Here is a 16479-nt window from a genome sequence, read left to right as displayed (position 1 = left end):
AGTTCGGCCACTACGGCCGCCGACCGAAATGCGGAAACCTGTCACAGGGCCCCGCTACCTTGAACAACGTCGTGGACACGGTCGTTGTTGCCATGCTCGGTCTGATCGCCGGCGCTCTTTTCGCGCTGGCTGCGGTTCGTCGCGCCGGAGCGGGCGTGGATCCCCGGCTGCAACGGACGGAGTCGCTGACGGCGGAGGTTGCCTCGGTCGCAGAGCAGGTCGAACACCTCTCTCGCCGCGTCAGTGAGGACACCTCTCTGTTGGCGCAGCGCCTGGAGGGGATCGACTCCAGGATGACCAGCACCCAGGTCGCAAGTCAGCACCTGGCGCAGGACATCTTCGGCACCTTGGGCGACGTTCAGCGGGCCACCGAGAGCGTGGCCGAGCAGGCCCGGCAGTTCGCCTCTTTGCAGGATCTGTTGAAGGCGCCGAAGGCGCGTGGCGGCCTAGGCGAGGCGCTGCTGGAGGAGCTGCTACGCCAGGTTCTGCCGCCCCAGGCGTTCGCGTGTCAGCACAGGTTCTCCAGCGGGCTGGTCGTGGACGCGATCGTCAAAGCGGGTGGTCGGAAGATCTGTATCGATTCGAAGTTCCCGCTCACGAACTACCAGGCGATGTGCGACGCGGGCGACGCCGCCGGCCGAGCGCTGGCGGAACGGGCGTTCGCGGCCGACGTCGAGAAGCACATCAAGGACATCTCCAGCCGCTATATCGTGCCGGCCGAGGACACGCTCGACTTCGCGGTGATGTACGTGCCTGCTGAAGGCATCTACGCGGAGGTCTTGCGGCTGGCCCACCGGAAGCGACCGCTCTTCGAGACGGCGATCGAGTGCCGTGTCGTTCCGATGTCGCCGCTGACGATGTACAGCTATCTCCAGACCATCTTGTTCGGCCTGAAGTGCCTGAAGATCGAGGAGAGCGCGGAACGCATCCTCGATCAGTGCGGACGGCTTCACCAGGGCATGACGCGTTTCGTCGACGACTACGACACACTCGGGAAGCATCTAGGCAATGCGTACGCGAAGTACGGGGACGCGACCCGGCGTCTGGACCGACTGCGCGGCGACCTCGATCGCGTCGTGGACTTCGCGGAGGAGGGCCCGGATGACTCCAGGCCCTCCCTCGAAGTGATCGCCTCCGACTGAGCGCCGCGCCACTCACGCGGGTATACGGGTGAGGTAGTCGTCGGTCACGTCGACCAGGTCCGCGACCAGCTCGGACGCCGAATCGAACCCGTCCGCCGCCAAACGGTCGCGCAAACCCGCGAGCGTGCTGGCCAACAGCACCACCACGAGGTCACCCAGGTCCGGCTCGTGACCGCCATCGCGCAGAGCCGTCATGACCTGGAGCCGCGTTCGGACTGCATCACCTCGCGGTGCTTGGCCCAGTAGTGGCGGCGGGAGGCCGACCCGGCCGTCCACCCCTCTGGGATCGTGATGCGCTTACCGCACGTGCGGCAAGTCGCCTTCGGTTTCGGCGCGCGCTTCTGCGCCGGTTTCGCTGGTGGCATGCACCCATCCTTCCTGCGATCCCGAGAGTCGCGGCGACCGACGAGGACGTTACTGGGAGGGTGTGTCAGGAATCCGGTCGAGCTCGCGAACACCGGGGTTGAAGATGAGGCTCAGCGCTGCCGCTACGTAGATCGAGCCGACCGCCGCGAGCGACGGGAGGATGCCGATCGCCTCCACCAGATACCCGCCGGCCAGCGCCCCGAGAGGCATCGCACCCCACGCGATCGCCATGATCGCGCCCACCACGCGCCCTCGCATGTGTGCCGGCGTTCGGGCGAACTCGGCCGCGGCCAGGATGGGGTTCAGCGGGCCCGATCCCAGGCCGCTCACGAGCATCCATCCCAGGAGCGCCCCCACCCCCGGCACGGTTAGGTACGGGAAGGCGCGGACGCTGACGATGAGGAAGGCACCGATGAAGACCCAGCGGCGAGAGAACCGGTGTCCCATCGCTCCGTACAGCAAGGCTCCGGCCAGCGCTCCGGCGCCGAAGGCGCCGACGGTGAGCCCGAACCCGACGGCGCTGTCCACGATGCGCTCGAAGTAAGCGGGCAGCAGGACGAAGCTGATGATGGCATCGAGGATGTTGGTCACGGTCACGGTCAGGATGACGACGAGCAACAGCCGGTCGCGCAACACGAAGGTCACTCCCTCACGCAGGCTGTGGAGGTAAGGGGCACCCCCTTCCTTCTCGCCGGCAGCCCGGTCGCGGCGGACCCCGGTCGAGACCAAGACCGCCGAGACCAAGAAGGTCGCGGCATCGACCCACAGCACGTTCTGTGCGCCGACCGCGGCGATAAGAAGGCCGGCGATAGGAGGACCGGCCAGAGACGAAGCTCTGCTCATAGCGTCGTGCAGCGACGCGGCGCGGTCGATCGTCGTCTGAGCCCGGTCGGCCACGTGGGGCAGGAGCGACATCCTTGCCGTCGTTCCGGGTGAGTCGAGCAAGGCTCCGAGGAACACGAGCGCGAGCAACAGCGAGAACTCCAACCCGATGGTGGCGTGCAGCAACGGGATGGCCGCGACCGCGGCCGCGCTCGCCAGGTCCGACAGGATGCTCGTGCGCTTGAGGCCGATCCGATCGATGAGCGGCCCCCCGAAGAAACCAGCGAGGACGACGGGCAGCAGCGAGAAGAAACCGGTCAGCCCCGTCTTGGCGACGCTGCCGGTCGTCTGCAGCACGAACCACGGGATCGCTAGATGGAGCATCTTGTTGCCGGTCTGCGAGATGAAGTCTGCGCCGAGCAGGCAGATCAAAGACCTCCGGTCGCGCACCGTCCCCGCGGCGGTCGCTGGCATCGGGGCACCCTACTTGCGGCAGGTCCCCGGTGTACCAGCCGCACCATGTAAGGCTCCGCCCGATGAAGGCGATCGCGATCGACGGCTACGGCGGGCCCGACGCGGTCCGGCTACAGGATCTCCCCGACCCGGAGCCGGGTCCGGACGAGGTCGTCGTTCGGTTGCGTGCGGCCGCGCTGAACCACCTCGATCTCTGGACGCTGTCGGGCTCACTGGGGATCGACCTCCGGTTCCCTTTCGTCCTGGGTGCTGACGGGGCCGGAGAGGTCGCCGCGGTCGGCAGTGCCGCCGGCGGGATCCGGCCGGGGATGAGGGTGTTGATCAACCCGGCCCTGTCCTGCGGAGCCTGCGAGAGGTGTCGCGCGGGTGAACAGTCCGAGTGCGTGTCATTCCGGATGCTCGGCGAGCACGTCGACGGGACGCTGGCGGAGCTCGTCAAGGTTCCCGCGCGCAACGTCTTTCCGTACCCGGATCACCTCTCTTTCGTCGAGGCCGCGGCGCTCGGGGTCACCTTCATCACCGCCTACCGGATGTTGTTCACCCAGGGCGCGCTGAAACCCGGCGAGTGGGTGCTGATCACCGGCATCGGCGGTGGCCTGGCCGGATCGCTGTTCCAGCTCGCGCGGCCGGTGGCTGGAAAGCTCTACGTCACCTCCTCGTCCGACGACAAGCTGCAGCGCGCTGTGGAGCTTGGCGCCGACGCGGGAGTCAACTACAAGACCGAGGACCCCGGGCGAGCCGTCAGGCGCTTGACCGCCAAGCGAGGGGTCGACCTCGTGGTGGACTCCGCGGGGGCGTTGGATACGTCGCTGAGGGCGCTCGTCAAGGGCGGCCGAGTGGTCGTCGCCGGGGCTACGGCGGGTGCCACGGCGGAGATAGACGTTCGGCGGCTCTTCTGGAACCAGCTCCGGATCATCGGCTCGACCATGGGGTCGGACTCGGATGTCGCGGAGATGCTTCGGATGGTGGCGGGGACGAAGCTCCGGCCGATGGTGGATCGGGTTTTCCCGCTGGCGGAGGCGGAGGAGGCGCTCAGTTACCTGAAAGCTCAGCAGCAGTTCGGGAAGGTCGTGCTGGAGGCCTCCTGACCGCATCACGCACGGCTTGGGCCACGGCCGACGTGGCCAGATGGCCGAGCACGTCGAGCTCGTAGGGGGTCGCCGGGTCGCCTTTGGGTGCGGCAACCGCGAACACCACGTCGCCGTCGTAGCGGGTGTGCGCGGGCCGAACCGCGATCGTGATGCCGTCGGACCCCCGCGACGCGAGGAAGCGGACGTCTCTCTTGTCGAGGGTCGCCTCCATCGCGACCACCGCCAGCACCGTGTTCATAGGCATCTCCGCCGACCGTCGGGCGGGCGCGGTGTAGGTGGGATCCGGAGCCGTGGTCCCGGCCAGTACCGCCCCGTCCTCGTCGAGCACGTCTCCGACCGCGTTCACCACGGCTAGGGCCGCTACGGCGAGGCCGGCCGACTCCGCGCGCCCTATGCCGACCCCGCCCTCGGCGCGGTGCTCGAAGCCGGCCCACTTCCCGACCGTCGCCCCCGCGCCTGCGCCGATCCGCCCCGTCTCAGCGTCGACGGCCGCGGCGTCACACGCGGCGCGGCCGCCGTCGGGTCCGGGACGCGCCGCCGGATCACCGCTCCTGAGGTCGAATATGACCGCGGCAGGCACGATAGGAACAGGCGTGACGGCGGTCTGGTAGCCGATCCCTCGCTCCGCGAGCCATTCGACGACTCCGTCGGCTGCGGCGAGCCCGAAGGCGCTACCGCCGGTCAGGAGCAGCGCGTGGACCTCCGTGAGCTTGCGGTCTGGGTGCAGCAGCTCGATCTCCCGCGAGCTGGGGGACGAGCCGCGGATGTCGCACGAGGTCACGTTCCCGGGCGGCGGCAGGATCACGGTGCAGCCGGTGCGGCCCGCGTCGTCGGTCCAGTGGCCGACACTGAAGCCCATCCCCAGCGACGCCGTCATGGCGCAATCATTACCGACCTCGGTACGCGACCCTCGCTGGTACCGTCGCTGCGATGGTTATGAGCGGCGGAGGTCGGTCGTGGTGAACCCGAGGATGTTGGTCATCGGGCTGGGATGCGCGCTCTCGCTCATCGCGGGGGCTTGTGGCGGCGACGCGCCGCGGGGACACAACGGCCACGACGCTTCTGGGGATCCTTCAACAGAGACAGGGTTCACGTTCGGAGAGCCCGCGGACGTCGCCGATGCGGATCGAACGATCGAGGTACGAGGCACCGACCAGCTTCGCTTCGAGCCCCACGAGATCGAGGTCGAAGCCGGTGAGACGGTGGCCTTCGAGTTCGTGAACGAGGCGAAGGTGCCCCACGAGCTCGTGCTGGGGGACGCGGCCGCGATGGAGGCACACCAACAGGGACACGAGCACGGAGCGGTTGCCGAGAACGCAACCGGCGAGGTCGCGCCGGGAGAGACCAAGACCATCGCCTGGACCTTCAGCTCGGCCGGCGAATTCGTCTACGAGTGCCACATCGCGGAGCACGACGAGGCAGGCATGAGAGGCACCATCAGCGTGTCGGAGCGCTAGACAGACGTCTCTGCCGCCCCTCCTCCATCGTCGTTCACGGTCTTCACGTAGTTGCCGATCGACGCCGCTACGGCCGTGACGGGCACCGCAAGGAACGCTCCGATCACGCCCGCAACCACGGCTCCCGCCGTCAGAGCGAGCAGGATCGCAACCGGGTGGAGGCTGACGGCCTTACCCATGACGATCGGTTGCAGGACGTCTCCCTCCACCTGTTGGATGACCAGGATCGCGACGCCCACGATCGCTGCATCCAGCGGCCCGCCCGTTACCAGCGCAACCAGCGCCGCCACGATCCCGGCGGCGACCGCACCGATGAGCGGGAAGAACGCCGCAAAGAAGGTGAGGACGGCGAGGGGGATCACGAGGGGTACGCCGACCAGCAACAGCGTCAGACCGATCAACACCGCGTCGACCAAAGCGATCACCGCGGTGCCGCGGAGATAGCCGCCGATCGCGGCCCACGACCGCTCGCCGATGGCGCGCACGTGACGGCGGTTACGCGGGGGGAACTGTCTCTCGAACCAGCGGAACATCTGGGGCCCGTCTTTGACGAAGAAGAAGACGAGAACGAGCGTCAGGAAGAACTCGGTCACGAACTCGACGGCTTTGGCCGCGCCGGACAGAACTCCGGCCGTGATCTTCTCTCGGTTCGCGGCGATCTGTTCGCCCGCTTGATCGAGGTACCTCTGGATGTCCGCCTTCGACACCTTGAGGGGGCTCCGGGCGAGGTAGTCGAGGACGTCATCGAATCCCTGACGCGCGCTCTTGCCTACGTCGTCCAACTCGTTCGCCACCGAAGGAGCGATCACTGCGATCAATCCGGCGAGGAAAAGGATGGTGCCCAACATGACCGTCCAGGTGGCGAGCAGCGGACGCCATCCCTTGTTCTTCAGCCGTTGTGCGAGGGGGCCGAGCAGCGCGGTGATGAACAGCGCGGCGATCACCGGGATCACCACGAGGCGGAGCTTTACCAGTAGCAGGACGAAGAGCGCGGCGGCAGCGACGACGACTACGAAGCGCCAGCTGTAGGTCGCGGCGACCGTCAGCAACGAGGTATGACCATCGTCTCTGTCCGGCGGCGGCGTGACAGGAGCTGGCTCGGCCAAGTCACCGGCGGTTCCGGCGTTTTGGTTGCCAAGGTTCTTCTTGAAGATGCTCATCGTCCCTTTCCAGTCGGATCGAGCTGGGTTACCCCCGTCGCTAGGACGGCTAACGGCTCGGCCTGCTGCATAGGATTCGCCGATGCCGGACCACGATCCCACCACAGAGATCGGGCTCGAGGCGGACGAGGTTGGTCCCGCGACCGAGCCGCAGCCTTTGGTGCCGGGGGTCGAGCCGGGGCACCTCGTGCCTTACGCCCAGGCGGCGGGACTCGCCTTCCTGAGCCTGCTGGCTCTCGGCGCGGTCTTCTTGATCGCTCTCAAGCTGCAGTTCCCGCGTCTCGGCGCCGGGGCCGACCCGATCGACGTGCTGACCAGCATCGTGATCTTGAGTTTGGCCCTTCTGCGCGCCCCGATCCACGTAGGCGGCCTCACCTTCACCGTCCTGCCGCTCGGCGCGCTCGCCCTGGTCTACCTGTTGGTGCGCTGGTCCTGCAGGACCGCGGCTCCGGCTGCTCCCGCGCGCCGCGGCCTTGTCGTCGGCCTGATCTTCGCCGCGCTGGCCGCGGTCGCCGCGCTCATCTTCCGCTTCCGGTTCGAGTCGCAGCCGATCTTCGCCGGGGCTTTCGGCTCGTTCTTGTTCTCGTTCTTGTGGGTGGCGCTGGCCGCGGCGGCCACGTTCGCCGCCCAGCGCGAGCCGCTGGCGCGCCGGCTCGGTCGCGCGCTGACGTCGCTCGCCGCCAGGCGCGCGTGGTTGTTCGAGGGGATCAGGACCGGCATCGTCATGCTGGGTCTGGGATCGGTGGCGGCCGCGGCCGCGGGCCTCCTGTGGGTGATCGTCGTGCTGCTGACGGGAGGCGGTCCCGATGCTCTCGGCGCCGGCGACCTGGTCGCCGCCCTGATCTACATCGTCGCGTTTGCGCCGAACCTGGTTCTCGCGGTCCTGGCCTTGTCTCTGGGAGCGCCCATCGAGACCGGCGCCGCACTGACCGTGGCGGGAAGGTTGCGCGGGCCTCTGCGTGAGGTATCCGTCTTCAGCGACGGTGTGGGCGCGGCCTGGTTGTTGCTGTTGATCCCACTGGTGACATGCGCGGGGGCGGGGTTCTGGGCACGGGGCAACGTCCGGGATCCGTCGAGCGCCGCGACGGTCCTCGCCGTGGCAGCACTGGTGTTCGGGTCGACGGTAGCGACTCTGGGCTGGCTTGGGGAGGCGCGCGTGGGTGCACGTATCGCGTCGGAACGTGGGTTCGGCGTGATCGCGCCTCGCCCGCTCATCGTGTTCGGAGCCGGCCTTCTGTGGGCTGCGGGTGCAGGCTTCGCCGGCTGGTGGTTGGCCGAGAGGCGATCTAGTTGAAGATCTTCGACCACTTCGAGGTAGGGCCGCTCGCCTGTAACTGCTACGTCGTGGGGGATCCCGAGAGCCGACGCGCGATCGTCATCGATCCGGGCGGTGATGCGGAGGTCCTTGCGCGCTCACTGCGCTCGCATCACCTGAACGTGACGGCGATCGTCGCGACGCACGCGCACTTCGATCACCTGTTGGCCGCAGAATCGTTGCGACAACTGACCGGCGCACCGTTCTACATGCACGATGCAGACAAGCCACTGCTCGACTGGTACCAGGAATCCGGGCGCATGTTCCTCGGGCTCGACCTTGGCCCACCGCCGGAGATAGACACGCCGGCGCTGGAGGGCGATCTGGTCGTCGCAGGTGCCGTGGCGTTGGAGGTGATCCACACGCCCGGCCATTCTCCTGGATCGATCACCCTCGCGAGCGACGATGTCCTCTTCTCGGGTGACACGCTCTTCGCCGGCTCGATCGGGAGAAGCGACCTTCCCGGTGGTGACACGCGCCAGCTCCTGGGCGTGATCAAGGAGAAGCTGTTCTCGTTCGAGGATGAGGTGCCGGTGTACCCGGGGCACGGACCCGCGACGACCGTGGGCGCTGAACGGCGCTCGAACCCGTTCGTGGGTGAACGCAGCGACCTGTGGTTGCCGCCTCAGTGACGAGGCCGGCATGAGGCGAGTTACGAAGCTCTAGTAGTCCGCTTCGTCGTCCGTGGTGGCGCCGCCGTCCTCTTCGGTCTCCACGTCCACCTCGGCATCCGCGTCCTCTTCCGTGTCCACGTCTTCCTCGACCGGTTGATCGACGCCTCCGATGGTCACCGCGCCGGTCATCTCATCGGGGTGGAACTTGCAGTAGAAGTCGAGGGTGCCGGGCTCGTTCGGAACGGTGAAGGTGCTCGTAGGGCTCTCGCCGCTCTGCGCCTCGAGCTCGAAGTCCAGATCTGGGATGTCGATCGAATGAGCGACGCCGCCGCCGTTCGCGAGGGTGATCGTCGCCTCAGCCCCCGGCTCCAGCGCGATGGTCGTCTGTTCGTAGTAGTTGTCGAACGCTTCCACCGTCACCGACTGTTCCTGTGCGGCGGTGTCCTCTTCTTCGGTGCCACACGCGGCCAGCAACATCGAGAGCGCGACGAGAACGAGCGAGAGCTTCCAGAGCTTCGACATGATTCCTCCTAGCCGAGATAGGGAGGAACTGCTGGGAGCGGAACGCCGGGATACCGGTCGATCTCACGCTCCAACGTGACCTTGACGTGATCCTCGCGGTTGGCGATGCGGCGGTCGGTCTCGCGGAACCCGAGCCGGTGGAGTCTTCTCAGCTCGCCGGCGTACGACTTGCGGACGCGGCCGTCGGGCGCGGTCAGATACACGTCGAGCGTGATCGACTGCGTGACTTTCTTCTGCTTCCCGTCGGCCATGGATCAGAGCTTAGCAGGCGGTCTTACAGCCACTTGCGATGCCGGAAGTAGAGATACAGCCCGATGCCCGAGACCGCCATCAGCGCGATCGCGAAGTAGAAGCCTTCGATCGACGACTCGTTGGGGATCAATTCGAAGTTCATGCCGTAGACCCCCGCGATAGTCGTGAGGAGCGCGAAGATCGCCGCCCACGCGCTGAGCTTGCGCCCCGTCTCGTTCAAGATCGCCGCCTGCGCGTTCCGCGTCAGGTCGAGAACAGCGTCGGTCAGGTCATCCGCGTTACGAACCTGGTCCGTGATCCGTAGAAGATGGTCGTGCACGTCGCGGAACAGGTGCTCGGTCGCGGTAGAGATCGTGGTGCCGTTGCGATCCGCGATCGTTCGCTCGAGAAGCCTGCTCTCCGGGATCGCGTACCGACGGAGGCGCGAGATCTTCTGTTTCACCGAATACAGGTCGCGCTGGATGTCGGCCGCCGGCGTGGCGAGCGCGACCTCCTCGAGTCTCTCGACCTCGTCCTCGATACCGTCGGTGATCGCCTGATAGTCGTCGACGACGACGTCGAGCAGGGTGTGGAGCAAGAACGAGGGGTGCTGGTCGGGCGCTTCACGCTCCCAGCGCTCCTTGGCGAGCTCGATCGTCCGTTCTGCACCCGCGTGGAGCGTCAAGACGAAACCCTTGCCGAGGAAGCAGCCGATCTGCGTCGCCTCTAGCTGGCCATCGACCTCGGCTAGCTCGTGGACGACGATGAAGAGATGGTTCTCGTAGCGGTCGATCTTGGGTCGTTGACGCGTGTGCCTAGCGTCTTCCACCGCCAACGGGTGCAGGTCGAATTCATCCGCGATCAGCTCGATGTCGCTGCCGTTCAACGTCCGGACATCTGCCTCGGCCCACAGGAGGTTGTCTCCGGCACCTCGCAGATCCGAGAGCGTCGTGACGTCGTCGACGTTCTGCCAGCCGGTCTCGGCGGAGTGGCACAGCGCCATCAACATGAGAACGAACCCCCTGTGACCATGGCGCCTATTGTCGCCGCCGGAGCCGGAGCTGCAAAATGGGAAGGGAGAAGCATCTTTCGGGGTCGAGCGAGCATGAGGAGCGGGACGTGACCGACACGAAGAGGTTCCTCGTCGGCGGCGAGTGGAGGACCGCTCAGGTCTCGTTCGAGGTGAAGAGCCCCTACGACGGAGAGCTGGTCGCAACGCTGGCGCAACCGAGCGACGCGGATGTAGAGGACGCGGTCGCGGCGGCGACGGCTGTTTTCGACGAGACGCGCAAGCTCCCCATCCACGCGCGCGCGGCCGCGTTGGATCACATCTCCGCGCGGTTGAAGGAGCGATCGGAGGAGGTCGCTGAGCTGATCGCGCGCGAGGGTGGGAAACCGTTGAAGTGGGCAAGGGTCGAAGCCGCTCGGGCGGTATCCACGTTCCGCTGGGCGTCGGAGGAATGCCGCCGGTGGAGCGGCGACCTGATGCGGCTGGACACCGAGGAGGCACTTGGCTCCAGGCTCGGCATCATCCGACGCTTCCCGCTGGGGCCGGTTCTCGCGATCACACCCTTCAACTTCCCCGTCAACCTCGTGGCCCACAAGATGGCGCCGGCGCTCGCGGTCGGAGCTCCGGTGGTGGTGAAGCCGGCGACGAAAACTCCGCTCGGGACCTTTCTCCTCGCGGAGCTGTTCCTGGAGACGGACCTCCCACCCCAGATGTTGTCGGTGCTCCCGATCGGAGGAAGCGAGGCGGGCGAGCTCGCGAAGGACGAGCGCTTCGCGAAGATCTCGTTCACCGGGTCGTCGCAGGTGGGCTGGGAGCTGCGCCGGGCGGATCCGAAGAAGGCGGTCACGCTCGAGCTCGGCGGCAACGCCGGCGTGATCGTGCACTCCGATGCGGATACCGATGAGGCGGCGCAGCGGATCGCCTTCGGCGGCTACTACCAGGCGGGGCAGTCGTGCATCTCGGTGCAACGGGTGCTCGTTCACGAGGACGTCTCGGACGCCTTCACCACGAGGTTGGTCGAAGAGGTCGCCCGATTGAAGACGGGGGACCCGATGGATCCCGAGGTCGACGTCGGACCGTTGATCGACCACGACTCGCTCGAGCGCGTCTCGGCGTGGGTGGACGAGGCCGTTCAAGGGGGCGCGGAGGTGCTCACCGGAGGCAAGCGGGAGGACCCGTTCTACCTGCCCACGGTCCTGGCCCGCACCACGGAAAACATGAAGGTCCGCCAGGAGGAGATCTTCGGCCCCGTAGTCACCATCGAGACCTACTCCGACTACGAGGACGCGATCGCACGCGTCAACGAGACGCGCTATGGGCTGCAGGCCGGCGTCTTCACGCGCGACCTGGGGCGGCTGATGATCGCCCACCGCGACATCGTCGTCGGCGGCGTGATAGCGAACGACATCTCCGCCTTCCGGGCCGATCAGATGCCTTATGGGGGCAGCAAGGACTCCGGCGTCGGACGGGAGGGACTTCGGTACGCGATGGAGGAGATGACCGAGGAACGGATCCTCGTGTTGTCCAACGTCCCGCTCTAGAACCGGCGACGGGATGGGGCGGCTCCTGCGTTACCTGTGGGCGGCGCCGTGGTCGCTGGTCGGGCTCACGTTGTCTGCGTTGTTCCGACGTCGTTACGTCCGGAACGGCGTGATCCTGGCCGAGGGGGCTGGCTGGCCCCGGCGGCTGGGGTGGCGTTACCGGGCGATCACGTTCGGCCATGTCGTGCTGTCGGTAGACGAGCTCGACGAAGAGACGATGCAACACGAGTTGGTTCACGTGCGTCAGTACGAGAGGTGGGGTCCCGCGTTCGTACCGGCGTATCTGGCAGCTTCCGCGATCGCCCGGATGCGGGGCCGCCATCACTACCTCGGCAACGCGTTCGAGCTGCAGGCTCGCAGCGCGGAGGGAGACGGACCGGCCCTAGGCTGATCGGCGCTCGCGCAGGGCCCGTCCACCATCGTCGCGGCGGCTCTCGCCTCCGGTCGAAGCCGATCCGGGCGGGCGCCGCGGGCGTCCAGCTAGCGCGCTCGAGAGTCGCGTCGCCCGCCGTCGTAGGCTCGCTCCAGGACGGAGGGAGGGTGCTGTGGCGCAGAGAGAGGACACCAAGGACCTGCGCAAGCTCGCGGACCTCGATCCCGATTCGATCCTTGACCGGCTGAACCGCAGCATCACGCGGAAGATGCCGAGTTACCGCGACCTCTACCTGAGATGGGAGCGTCTGAACTGGGCCGTCTCCGACCTCGACTTCTCGGAAGACCGCGCCCACTGGCTGGCCCTACCCGACGCCACGAAGGAACGTCTGCTGTGGACGCTCGCGGCGTTCTACGTCGCGGAGCAAAGGGTGGCAGCGACTCTGACGCCGTATGTGGCGGCCGCGCCCAAGCTCGAGCAGAAGATCTTCCTGACCACGCAGTGCGTCGACGAGACCCGTCACGCCGTCTTCTTCGACCGCTGGTTCCAAGAGGTGGTGGCCGCCGGCGACGGAGACCTGTCGCGGCGGCTGCGCTCGTCGCGTCAGTGGGTGGGACCTGGCTTTGCGCCGTTGTTCGACATCTATCTGGAAGACGTGACCCGGACGCTCAGAGAACGCCCCGGCGACCTGGCCCACTTCGCCAAGTCGGTGGCGGTGTATCACATCGTCATCGAGGGGGTGCTGGCGCTGACGGGGCAGAAGTTCATCCTCGCCTGGGCCCGCGACAATCAGATCCTGCCTGGCTTCAGGGCGGGCTTCACGGCTGTTGCCCGCGACGAGTCCCGTCACGTCGCCTTCGGCGCGCGCGTCATCCGAGACCTCCTGGATGAGGATCCGGCGCTTCTGGAGCCGATCCACGAAGGCATCCGCGAGTCGCTGCAGCTCGGCACGGCCCTCTACCAACCGCCCGGCGGCGACGTCACCTATACGAGCGCCTTCGGCTACTCGCTCGGGGACCTGTTCGCCTTCGGCGGCATCCAGCTGGAGAAGAAGATGCGCGCGATCGGCATCCCCGTACCGGAGGTCGAGGTCTTCGCACCCCCGATCGAGGCGCAGTGGCCGCCGCCGGGCGGGGGCCTGATCGCGTCGGACATGCGCCAGCGTCTCAGCATGGGGTTCGTGAAGGCGCTCGGCAGGACCTCGCGCCGGATGGCGCCCGGGCTATCCCTGATGATGCTGCACTTCGCGTTCCTCCCCGGTGCGGCGGAGGGTGTGGATGCGGTCTATCGGTTCGACCTGACCGGGCCCGGGGGAGGCACCTTCACGGTTGTCGTGCGCGACCAGACCTGCCGCATCCTTGTCGGCCACGGCGACCGTAGCCCCGACGTCGTCTACGAGCTGGCGGCCTCCGACTGGGTCGAGATGAGCGCGGGGCTCGTGACGGGCGATGAGGCCGTCTTGCTTGGAAGGCTGCGCATAAAGGGAGATCCGGTGCTAGGCCGCAGGTTCAACGATTTCTTCGCTCCGCCCGGCGATCCACCGGTACGCGCCGCGGCGCAGATGAGGTCACAGCAGGCCTCGCGGCTGCAGCGGTTGATCAGACCCCGGACGCGAAACGGCCCCCGGGTGGAGGGGGGCCGAGTCGCTTAGCTAGGAGAGCGGGCGGTCGCGGGTCCGGCCGTTCTCCCGTTGGGTGACGCTTAGAGGGTCGTGTGGTGCGTTCTCCCGTAGGTCATCTTCCGGTAGAGGTACAGAAGCGCCATGGCCACGATGATCGAGCCGATCCAGGCGACGCCGCCGCTGTCGTTGAGCTCGAAGACGACGGAGAACAGGTAGCCACCGATGACGGCGCCGACGATGCCGACGACGATCGTGCCGAGGATGCCGATCGGGTCGCGCCCGGGCATGAGCAGGCGAGCCAGGATCCCCACCACCAAACCGACGATGATGAAACCGACGATCTCTCCCACTGTGCCTCCTTGACAGTTGTGGCGGTTCTGGAAGTTCGAGAGGTGCTCCAGGTGATTACCCTGGGTCGGGATCGCCTAAACACTCCGGATTCTTGCGAACACTCAGCGTAGTCACCAAAGGAGGGGCTTTGTCTGTTTCGTCCGATGTTGATCGCAGCAAGTCGCACTTCGTCGTGACGCAGCGCGTCTGCGTGGTGACGGGCGCATCCAGCGGGATCGGCCGGCGCGTGGCGCTGGACCTGGCCGCCGCGGGCGCCCGGGTGTGCGTCGCCGCCCGGCGGGAGGACCGGCTCCAGACGCTCGTGGCCGAGATCGGTGGGGAGCCGGCGGGTCATTCCTACGTGGTCACGGACGTCTCGCAGCGGGACCACGTGAAGAACCTCGCCCGGCACGTCGGCGATACCTACGGCCGGCTCGACGTCTTGATCAACAACGCCGGCTTCTCCGGCAACGAGCGCGTCGACGGGCCGGAGTCCGTCGACGAGGTCGAGCGGGTGTTCGCCACCAACTTCTTCGGCGCGGTCTACTGCACCGCCGAGCTGTTGCCTCTGCTCGAGGCCTCGGCACCGTCGCACGTCGTCAACGTCGCGTCGATGGCCGGGCGGATCGCCGTTCCCGGCAACGCCACCTACGCCGCGTCCAAGTTCGCCCTGGTCGGCTGGACCGAAGCTCTTCAACCAGATCTCGCCCGCCGCGGCGTGTACCTGAGCTCGGTGGAGCCAGGTTTCGTTCCCACCGAGGGCTTCCCACAGAAGAACATGGTCGAGGACCGGTTCATGAAGTACCTCCTGGGCACCGACGCGCAGGTCTCGGAAGCGATCCTGGACGCGATCGAGAACAGGAAGCCGCAACGGGTCGTCCCGCGCTTCTACTACCTCTTCCAGCTGCCGCGCGTTCTCACGCCGGGCCTCTACCGGCGCGTGCTCGCGAAGGTGATGGACAGCTCCGTCGGCAGGAAGGCGGCGGACTTCCGCTAGTCGCGCGGGCCCGGCTTCGTCCAGACGAAGCTTCTCTCCTCGGGTCGGCCCACCCCGTAGCGACGGTGGATGTGGCTGGCCGACCGGTATGCCTCTTTCAGCAGCGCCTCGTCCGACAGCTGGACGAAGCGGAAGGCGTAGCCGTCGTCCGACACGTCGACGAGCGCGAACCCGAAGGGGTAGTCGCGAGCGATCGCCACCTCCTGGGCCGGGACCGTGTCGTAGTTACGCGTCCGCGCGTTGCGATGGGTGTGGCCTGCGAACACCCCCCACACATTGCCCGAGTCAACGGTCGCGTGAAGCCGTCCCGAATCGGCCTCTCGCAGGCCGAACAGGATCGGCGGGAACCCTACGAAGGGCTGTGGCGGATGGTGAAGGAACACGAACGCTGGCGGAGTGCCGGGCGCGGCGACGTCGGCCAGGATCTCGTGCTGGGGGACCGTGAACGAGCCGTGGACCAAGGCGCCGCCGGGTCCCTCCACGAAGGTGCCGGTCACGAAGTTGAAGGGAGCGAACGGCGATTGCGCGTGCGTCGCAGAGTCCATCACCGCGAATCGGAAGCCCTCGTGCTCGAGCATCGCACCGTCGGCTTCGCGACCAAACGCGTTTCCGTACAGGTCGCGGCCGGACAGCGCCTGGTCCTCGATCCCCAAGACGTCGTGGTTGCCCATCATCGTCATGCAGGGCGCCTCCAGCTTCGCGAGGGTCTCCGTGGCGACCTCGAACTCGGCCCTGTTGCCGTGGTCGGTGAGGTCCCCAAGCTGGATCACCAGCTCGGCTCCCGAAGCGTTGATATCGGACACGGCGGCGGCGGCCATGCGGTCGCCCGCGGATGACCCGCAGTGGAGGTCGCCCAGGATCGCGAACCGGAACCTGACCGGCCCCGGCGCCTCGACCTCGATCGTCTCTACCGGCTCGAACGGCGGGGGAGGCGGAAGGTTGTCCGGGAACCTCAGCACGGACCGCTCTCGGTTGCCGAGCTCCTTCATGCGCTCCGCCCTGTCCCCGATGAAGCCTTCCGTATGAGCCTCGACCCAGTCCCCGAGGCGGGCGGCGAACAGGTCGCCCAGCGGGACCTCGTCCGGTGCCTCTCCGACGATCGCCCGCAGCCACGACGCGTGCCCCTCGAGCACCGCCCGGTCCGGCTCACGCTCGATCTCGCCGAGCGCGTCCTCGAGCAACTCCGCTCGTGACGCGGCCAGTTCTGCGCGGTCGCTCCACTCCGGCGAGTGCTCGGCCCAGCGCCGGAAGAGATCGCTGCGCCCGGCCTCGATGAGCCACGACGAACGGATGAGGTCGGTCAGCGTCTCGCGCGCTAGGTCCATGGCGCGCCGTTGATACACCATCATTGTTGCAATGAGGTTGCGTCTCGCCCGGCGCCGGGGGAGAATCGCATCCACTTCCCCTGCACCGT

General features: G+C 67.3%; 19 protein-coding genes. 9 read left to right on the top strand and 10 right to left on the bottom strand.

Annotated features, from left to right (window positions below):
• Positions 1-71: 71 nt before the first annotated feature.
• Complete coding sequence (locus M3N53_01180; GenBank protein ID MDP9066946.1) at positions 72-1142, top strand: DNA recombination protein RmuC; 1071 nt, start codon at positions 72-74, stop codon at positions 1140-1142.
• Positions 1143-1154: 12 nt separating this feature from the next.
• Here the strand turns inward: M3N53_01180 and M3N53_01175 are convergent, their stop codons facing one another.
• Genes M3N53_01175 through M3N53_01165 form a run of 3 tightly spaced genes read right to left on the bottom strand, consistent with a single transcriptional unit; the run spans position 1155 to position 2804 of the window.
• Positions 1155-1337, bottom strand: coding sequence for a hypothetical protein (locus M3N53_01175; protein MDP9066945.1), 183 nt, complete (start codon positions 1335-1337; stop codon positions 1155-1157).
• Positions 1334-1507, bottom strand: a complete 174-nt coding sequence (locus M3N53_01170; protein ID MDP9066944.1) for a hypothetical protein — start codon at positions 1505-1507, stop codon at positions 1334-1336. Before M3N53_01170 ends, M3N53_01175 begins: the two co-directional genes overlap by 4 nt.
• Before the next feature lie 49 nt (positions 1508-1556).
• The gene (locus tag M3N53_01165) at positions 1557-2804 is read right to left on the bottom strand and encodes an MFS transporter (GenBank protein ID MDP9066943.1); all 1248 of its coding nucleotides are present in this window, start codon (positions 2802-2804) and stop codon (positions 1557-1559) included.
• A 62-nt stretch (positions 2805-2866) separates the two neighbouring features.
• Between M3N53_01165 and M3N53_01160 the strand changes: the two genes are divergently transcribed.
• A complete protein-coding gene (locus M3N53_01160; protein ID MDP9066942.1) occupies positions 2867-3892 on the top strand; it encodes an alcohol dehydrogenase catalytic domain-containing protein in 1026 nt (341 codons plus the stop codon).
• Here the strand turns inward: M3N53_01160 and M3N53_01155 are convergent.
• Positions 3837-4772 (bottom strand): P1 family peptidase, encoded by a 936-nt coding sequence (locus M3N53_01155; protein ID MDP9066941.1) that lies wholly within the window; start codon positions 4770-4772, stop codon positions 3837-3839. The two genes, M3N53_01160 and M3N53_01155, sit on opposite strands and share 56 nt — an antisense overlap.
• Positions 4773-4854: 82 nt before the next feature.
• On the opposite strand from M3N53_01155, the gene M3N53_01150 reads away from it, so the two are divergent.
• Complete coding sequence (locus tag M3N53_01150; protein ID MDP9066940.1) at positions 4855-5352, top strand: plastocyanin/azurin family copper-binding protein; 498 nt, start codon at positions 4855-4857, stop codon at positions 5350-5352.
• Here the strand turns inward: M3N53_01150 and M3N53_01145 are convergent.
• Complete coding sequence (locus M3N53_01145) at positions 5349-6512, bottom strand: AI-2E family transporter (GenBank protein MDP9066939.1); 1164 nt, start codon at positions 6510-6512, stop codon at positions 5349-5351. The genes M3N53_01150 and M3N53_01145 overlap by 4 nt on opposite strands.
• Positions 6513-6594: 82 nt before the next feature.
• On the opposite strand from M3N53_01145, the gene M3N53_01140 reads away from it, so the two are divergent.
• Together M3N53_01140 and M3N53_01135 are read left to right on the top strand one after the other, a co-directional pair.
• Complete coding sequence (locus M3N53_01140) at positions 6595-7806, top strand: hypothetical protein (protein ID MDP9066938.1); 1212 nt, start codon at positions 6595-6597, stop codon at positions 7804-7806.
• Positions 7803-8459 carry an MBL fold metallo-hydrolase gene (locus M3N53_01135; protein ID MDP9066937.1) on the top strand — a complete coding sequence of 219 codons (657 nt, stop codon included), beginning with the start codon at positions 7803-7805 and terminating at the stop codon, positions 8457-8459. Before M3N53_01140 ends, M3N53_01135 begins: the two co-directional genes overlap by 4 nt.
• A gap of 30 nt (positions 8460-8489) precedes the next feature.
• Here the strand turns inward: M3N53_01135 and M3N53_01130 are convergent, their stop codons facing one another.
• Genes M3N53_01130 through M3N53_01120 form a run of 3 tightly spaced genes read right to left on the bottom strand, consistent with a single transcriptional unit; the run spans position 8490 to position 10203 of the window.
• Positions 8490-8963, bottom strand: a complete 474-nt coding sequence (locus M3N53_01130; protein ID MDP9066936.1) for a cupredoxin domain-containing protein — start codon at positions 8961-8963, stop codon at positions 8490-8492.
• Between the two features lie 8 nt (positions 8964-8971).
• Complete coding sequence (locus M3N53_01125) at positions 8972-9214, bottom strand: hypothetical protein (protein MDP9066935.1); 243 nt, start codon at positions 9212-9214, stop codon at positions 8972-8974.
• 23 nt (positions 9215-9237) lie between these two features.
• The gene (locus M3N53_01120) at positions 9238-10203 is read right to left on the bottom strand and encodes a magnesium transporter CorA family protein (GenBank protein MDP9066934.1); all 966 of its coding nucleotides are present in this window, start codon (positions 10201-10203) and stop codon (positions 9238-9240) included.
• 110 nt (positions 10204-10313) lie between these two features.
• Between M3N53_01120 and M3N53_01115 the strand changes: the two genes are divergently transcribed.
• The 3 genes from M3N53_01115 to M3N53_01105 all read left to right on the top strand — a co-directional run bounded on the left by M3N53_01115 (position 10314) and on the right by M3N53_01105 (position 13768).
• Positions 10314-11744, top strand: a complete 1431-nt coding sequence (locus M3N53_01115) for an aldehyde dehydrogenase family protein (protein MDP9066933.1) — start codon at positions 10314-10316, stop codon at positions 11742-11744.
• Positions 11745-11757: 13 nt separating this feature from the next.
• Positions 11758-12135 (top strand): hypothetical protein, encoded by a 378-nt coding sequence (locus tag M3N53_01110; GenBank protein MDP9066932.1) that lies wholly within the window; start codon positions 11758-11760, stop codon positions 12133-12135.
• Positions 12136-12289: 154 nt separating this feature from the next.
• Positions 12290-13768: a ribonucleotide-diphosphate reductase subunit beta gene (locus M3N53_01105; GenBank protein MDP9066931.1), complete on the top strand. Its 1479-nt coding sequence runs from the start codon at positions 12290-12292 to the stop codon at positions 13766-13768.
• A gap of 50 nt (positions 13769-13818) precedes the next feature.
• On the opposite strand, the gene M3N53_01100 is transcribed toward M3N53_01105, so the two are convergent.
• Entirely contained in the window at positions 13819-14088 is a 270-nt protein-coding gene (locus M3N53_01100; protein MDP9066930.1) for a GlsB/YeaQ/YmgE family stress response membrane protein, read from the bottom strand.
• A 128-nt stretch (positions 14089-14216) separates the two neighbouring features.
• Between M3N53_01100 and M3N53_01095 the strand changes: the two genes are divergently transcribed.
• Positions 14217-15065 (top strand): SDR family oxidoreductase, encoded by an 849-nt coding sequence (locus tag M3N53_01095; protein ID MDP9066929.1) that lies wholly within the window; start codon positions 14217-14219, stop codon positions 15063-15065.
• Here M3N53_01095 and M3N53_01090 read toward each other — a convergent pair.
• Positions 15062-16414 carry a metallophosphoesterase gene (locus tag M3N53_01090; GenBank protein ID MDP9066928.1) on the bottom strand — a complete coding sequence of 451 codons (1353 nt, stop codon included), beginning with the start codon at positions 16412-16414 and terminating at the stop codon, positions 15062-15064. The genes M3N53_01095 and M3N53_01090 overlap by 4 nt on opposite strands.
• Between the last annotated feature and the right edge of the window lie 65 nt (positions 16415-16479).

Source organism: Actinomycetota bacterium, assembly GCA_030776625.1.
Lineage (GTDB): Bacteria > Actinomycetota > CADDZG01 > CADDZG01 > WHSQ01 > MB1-2.
This window is presented reverse-complemented; position numbering and strand designations above follow the sequence as displayed.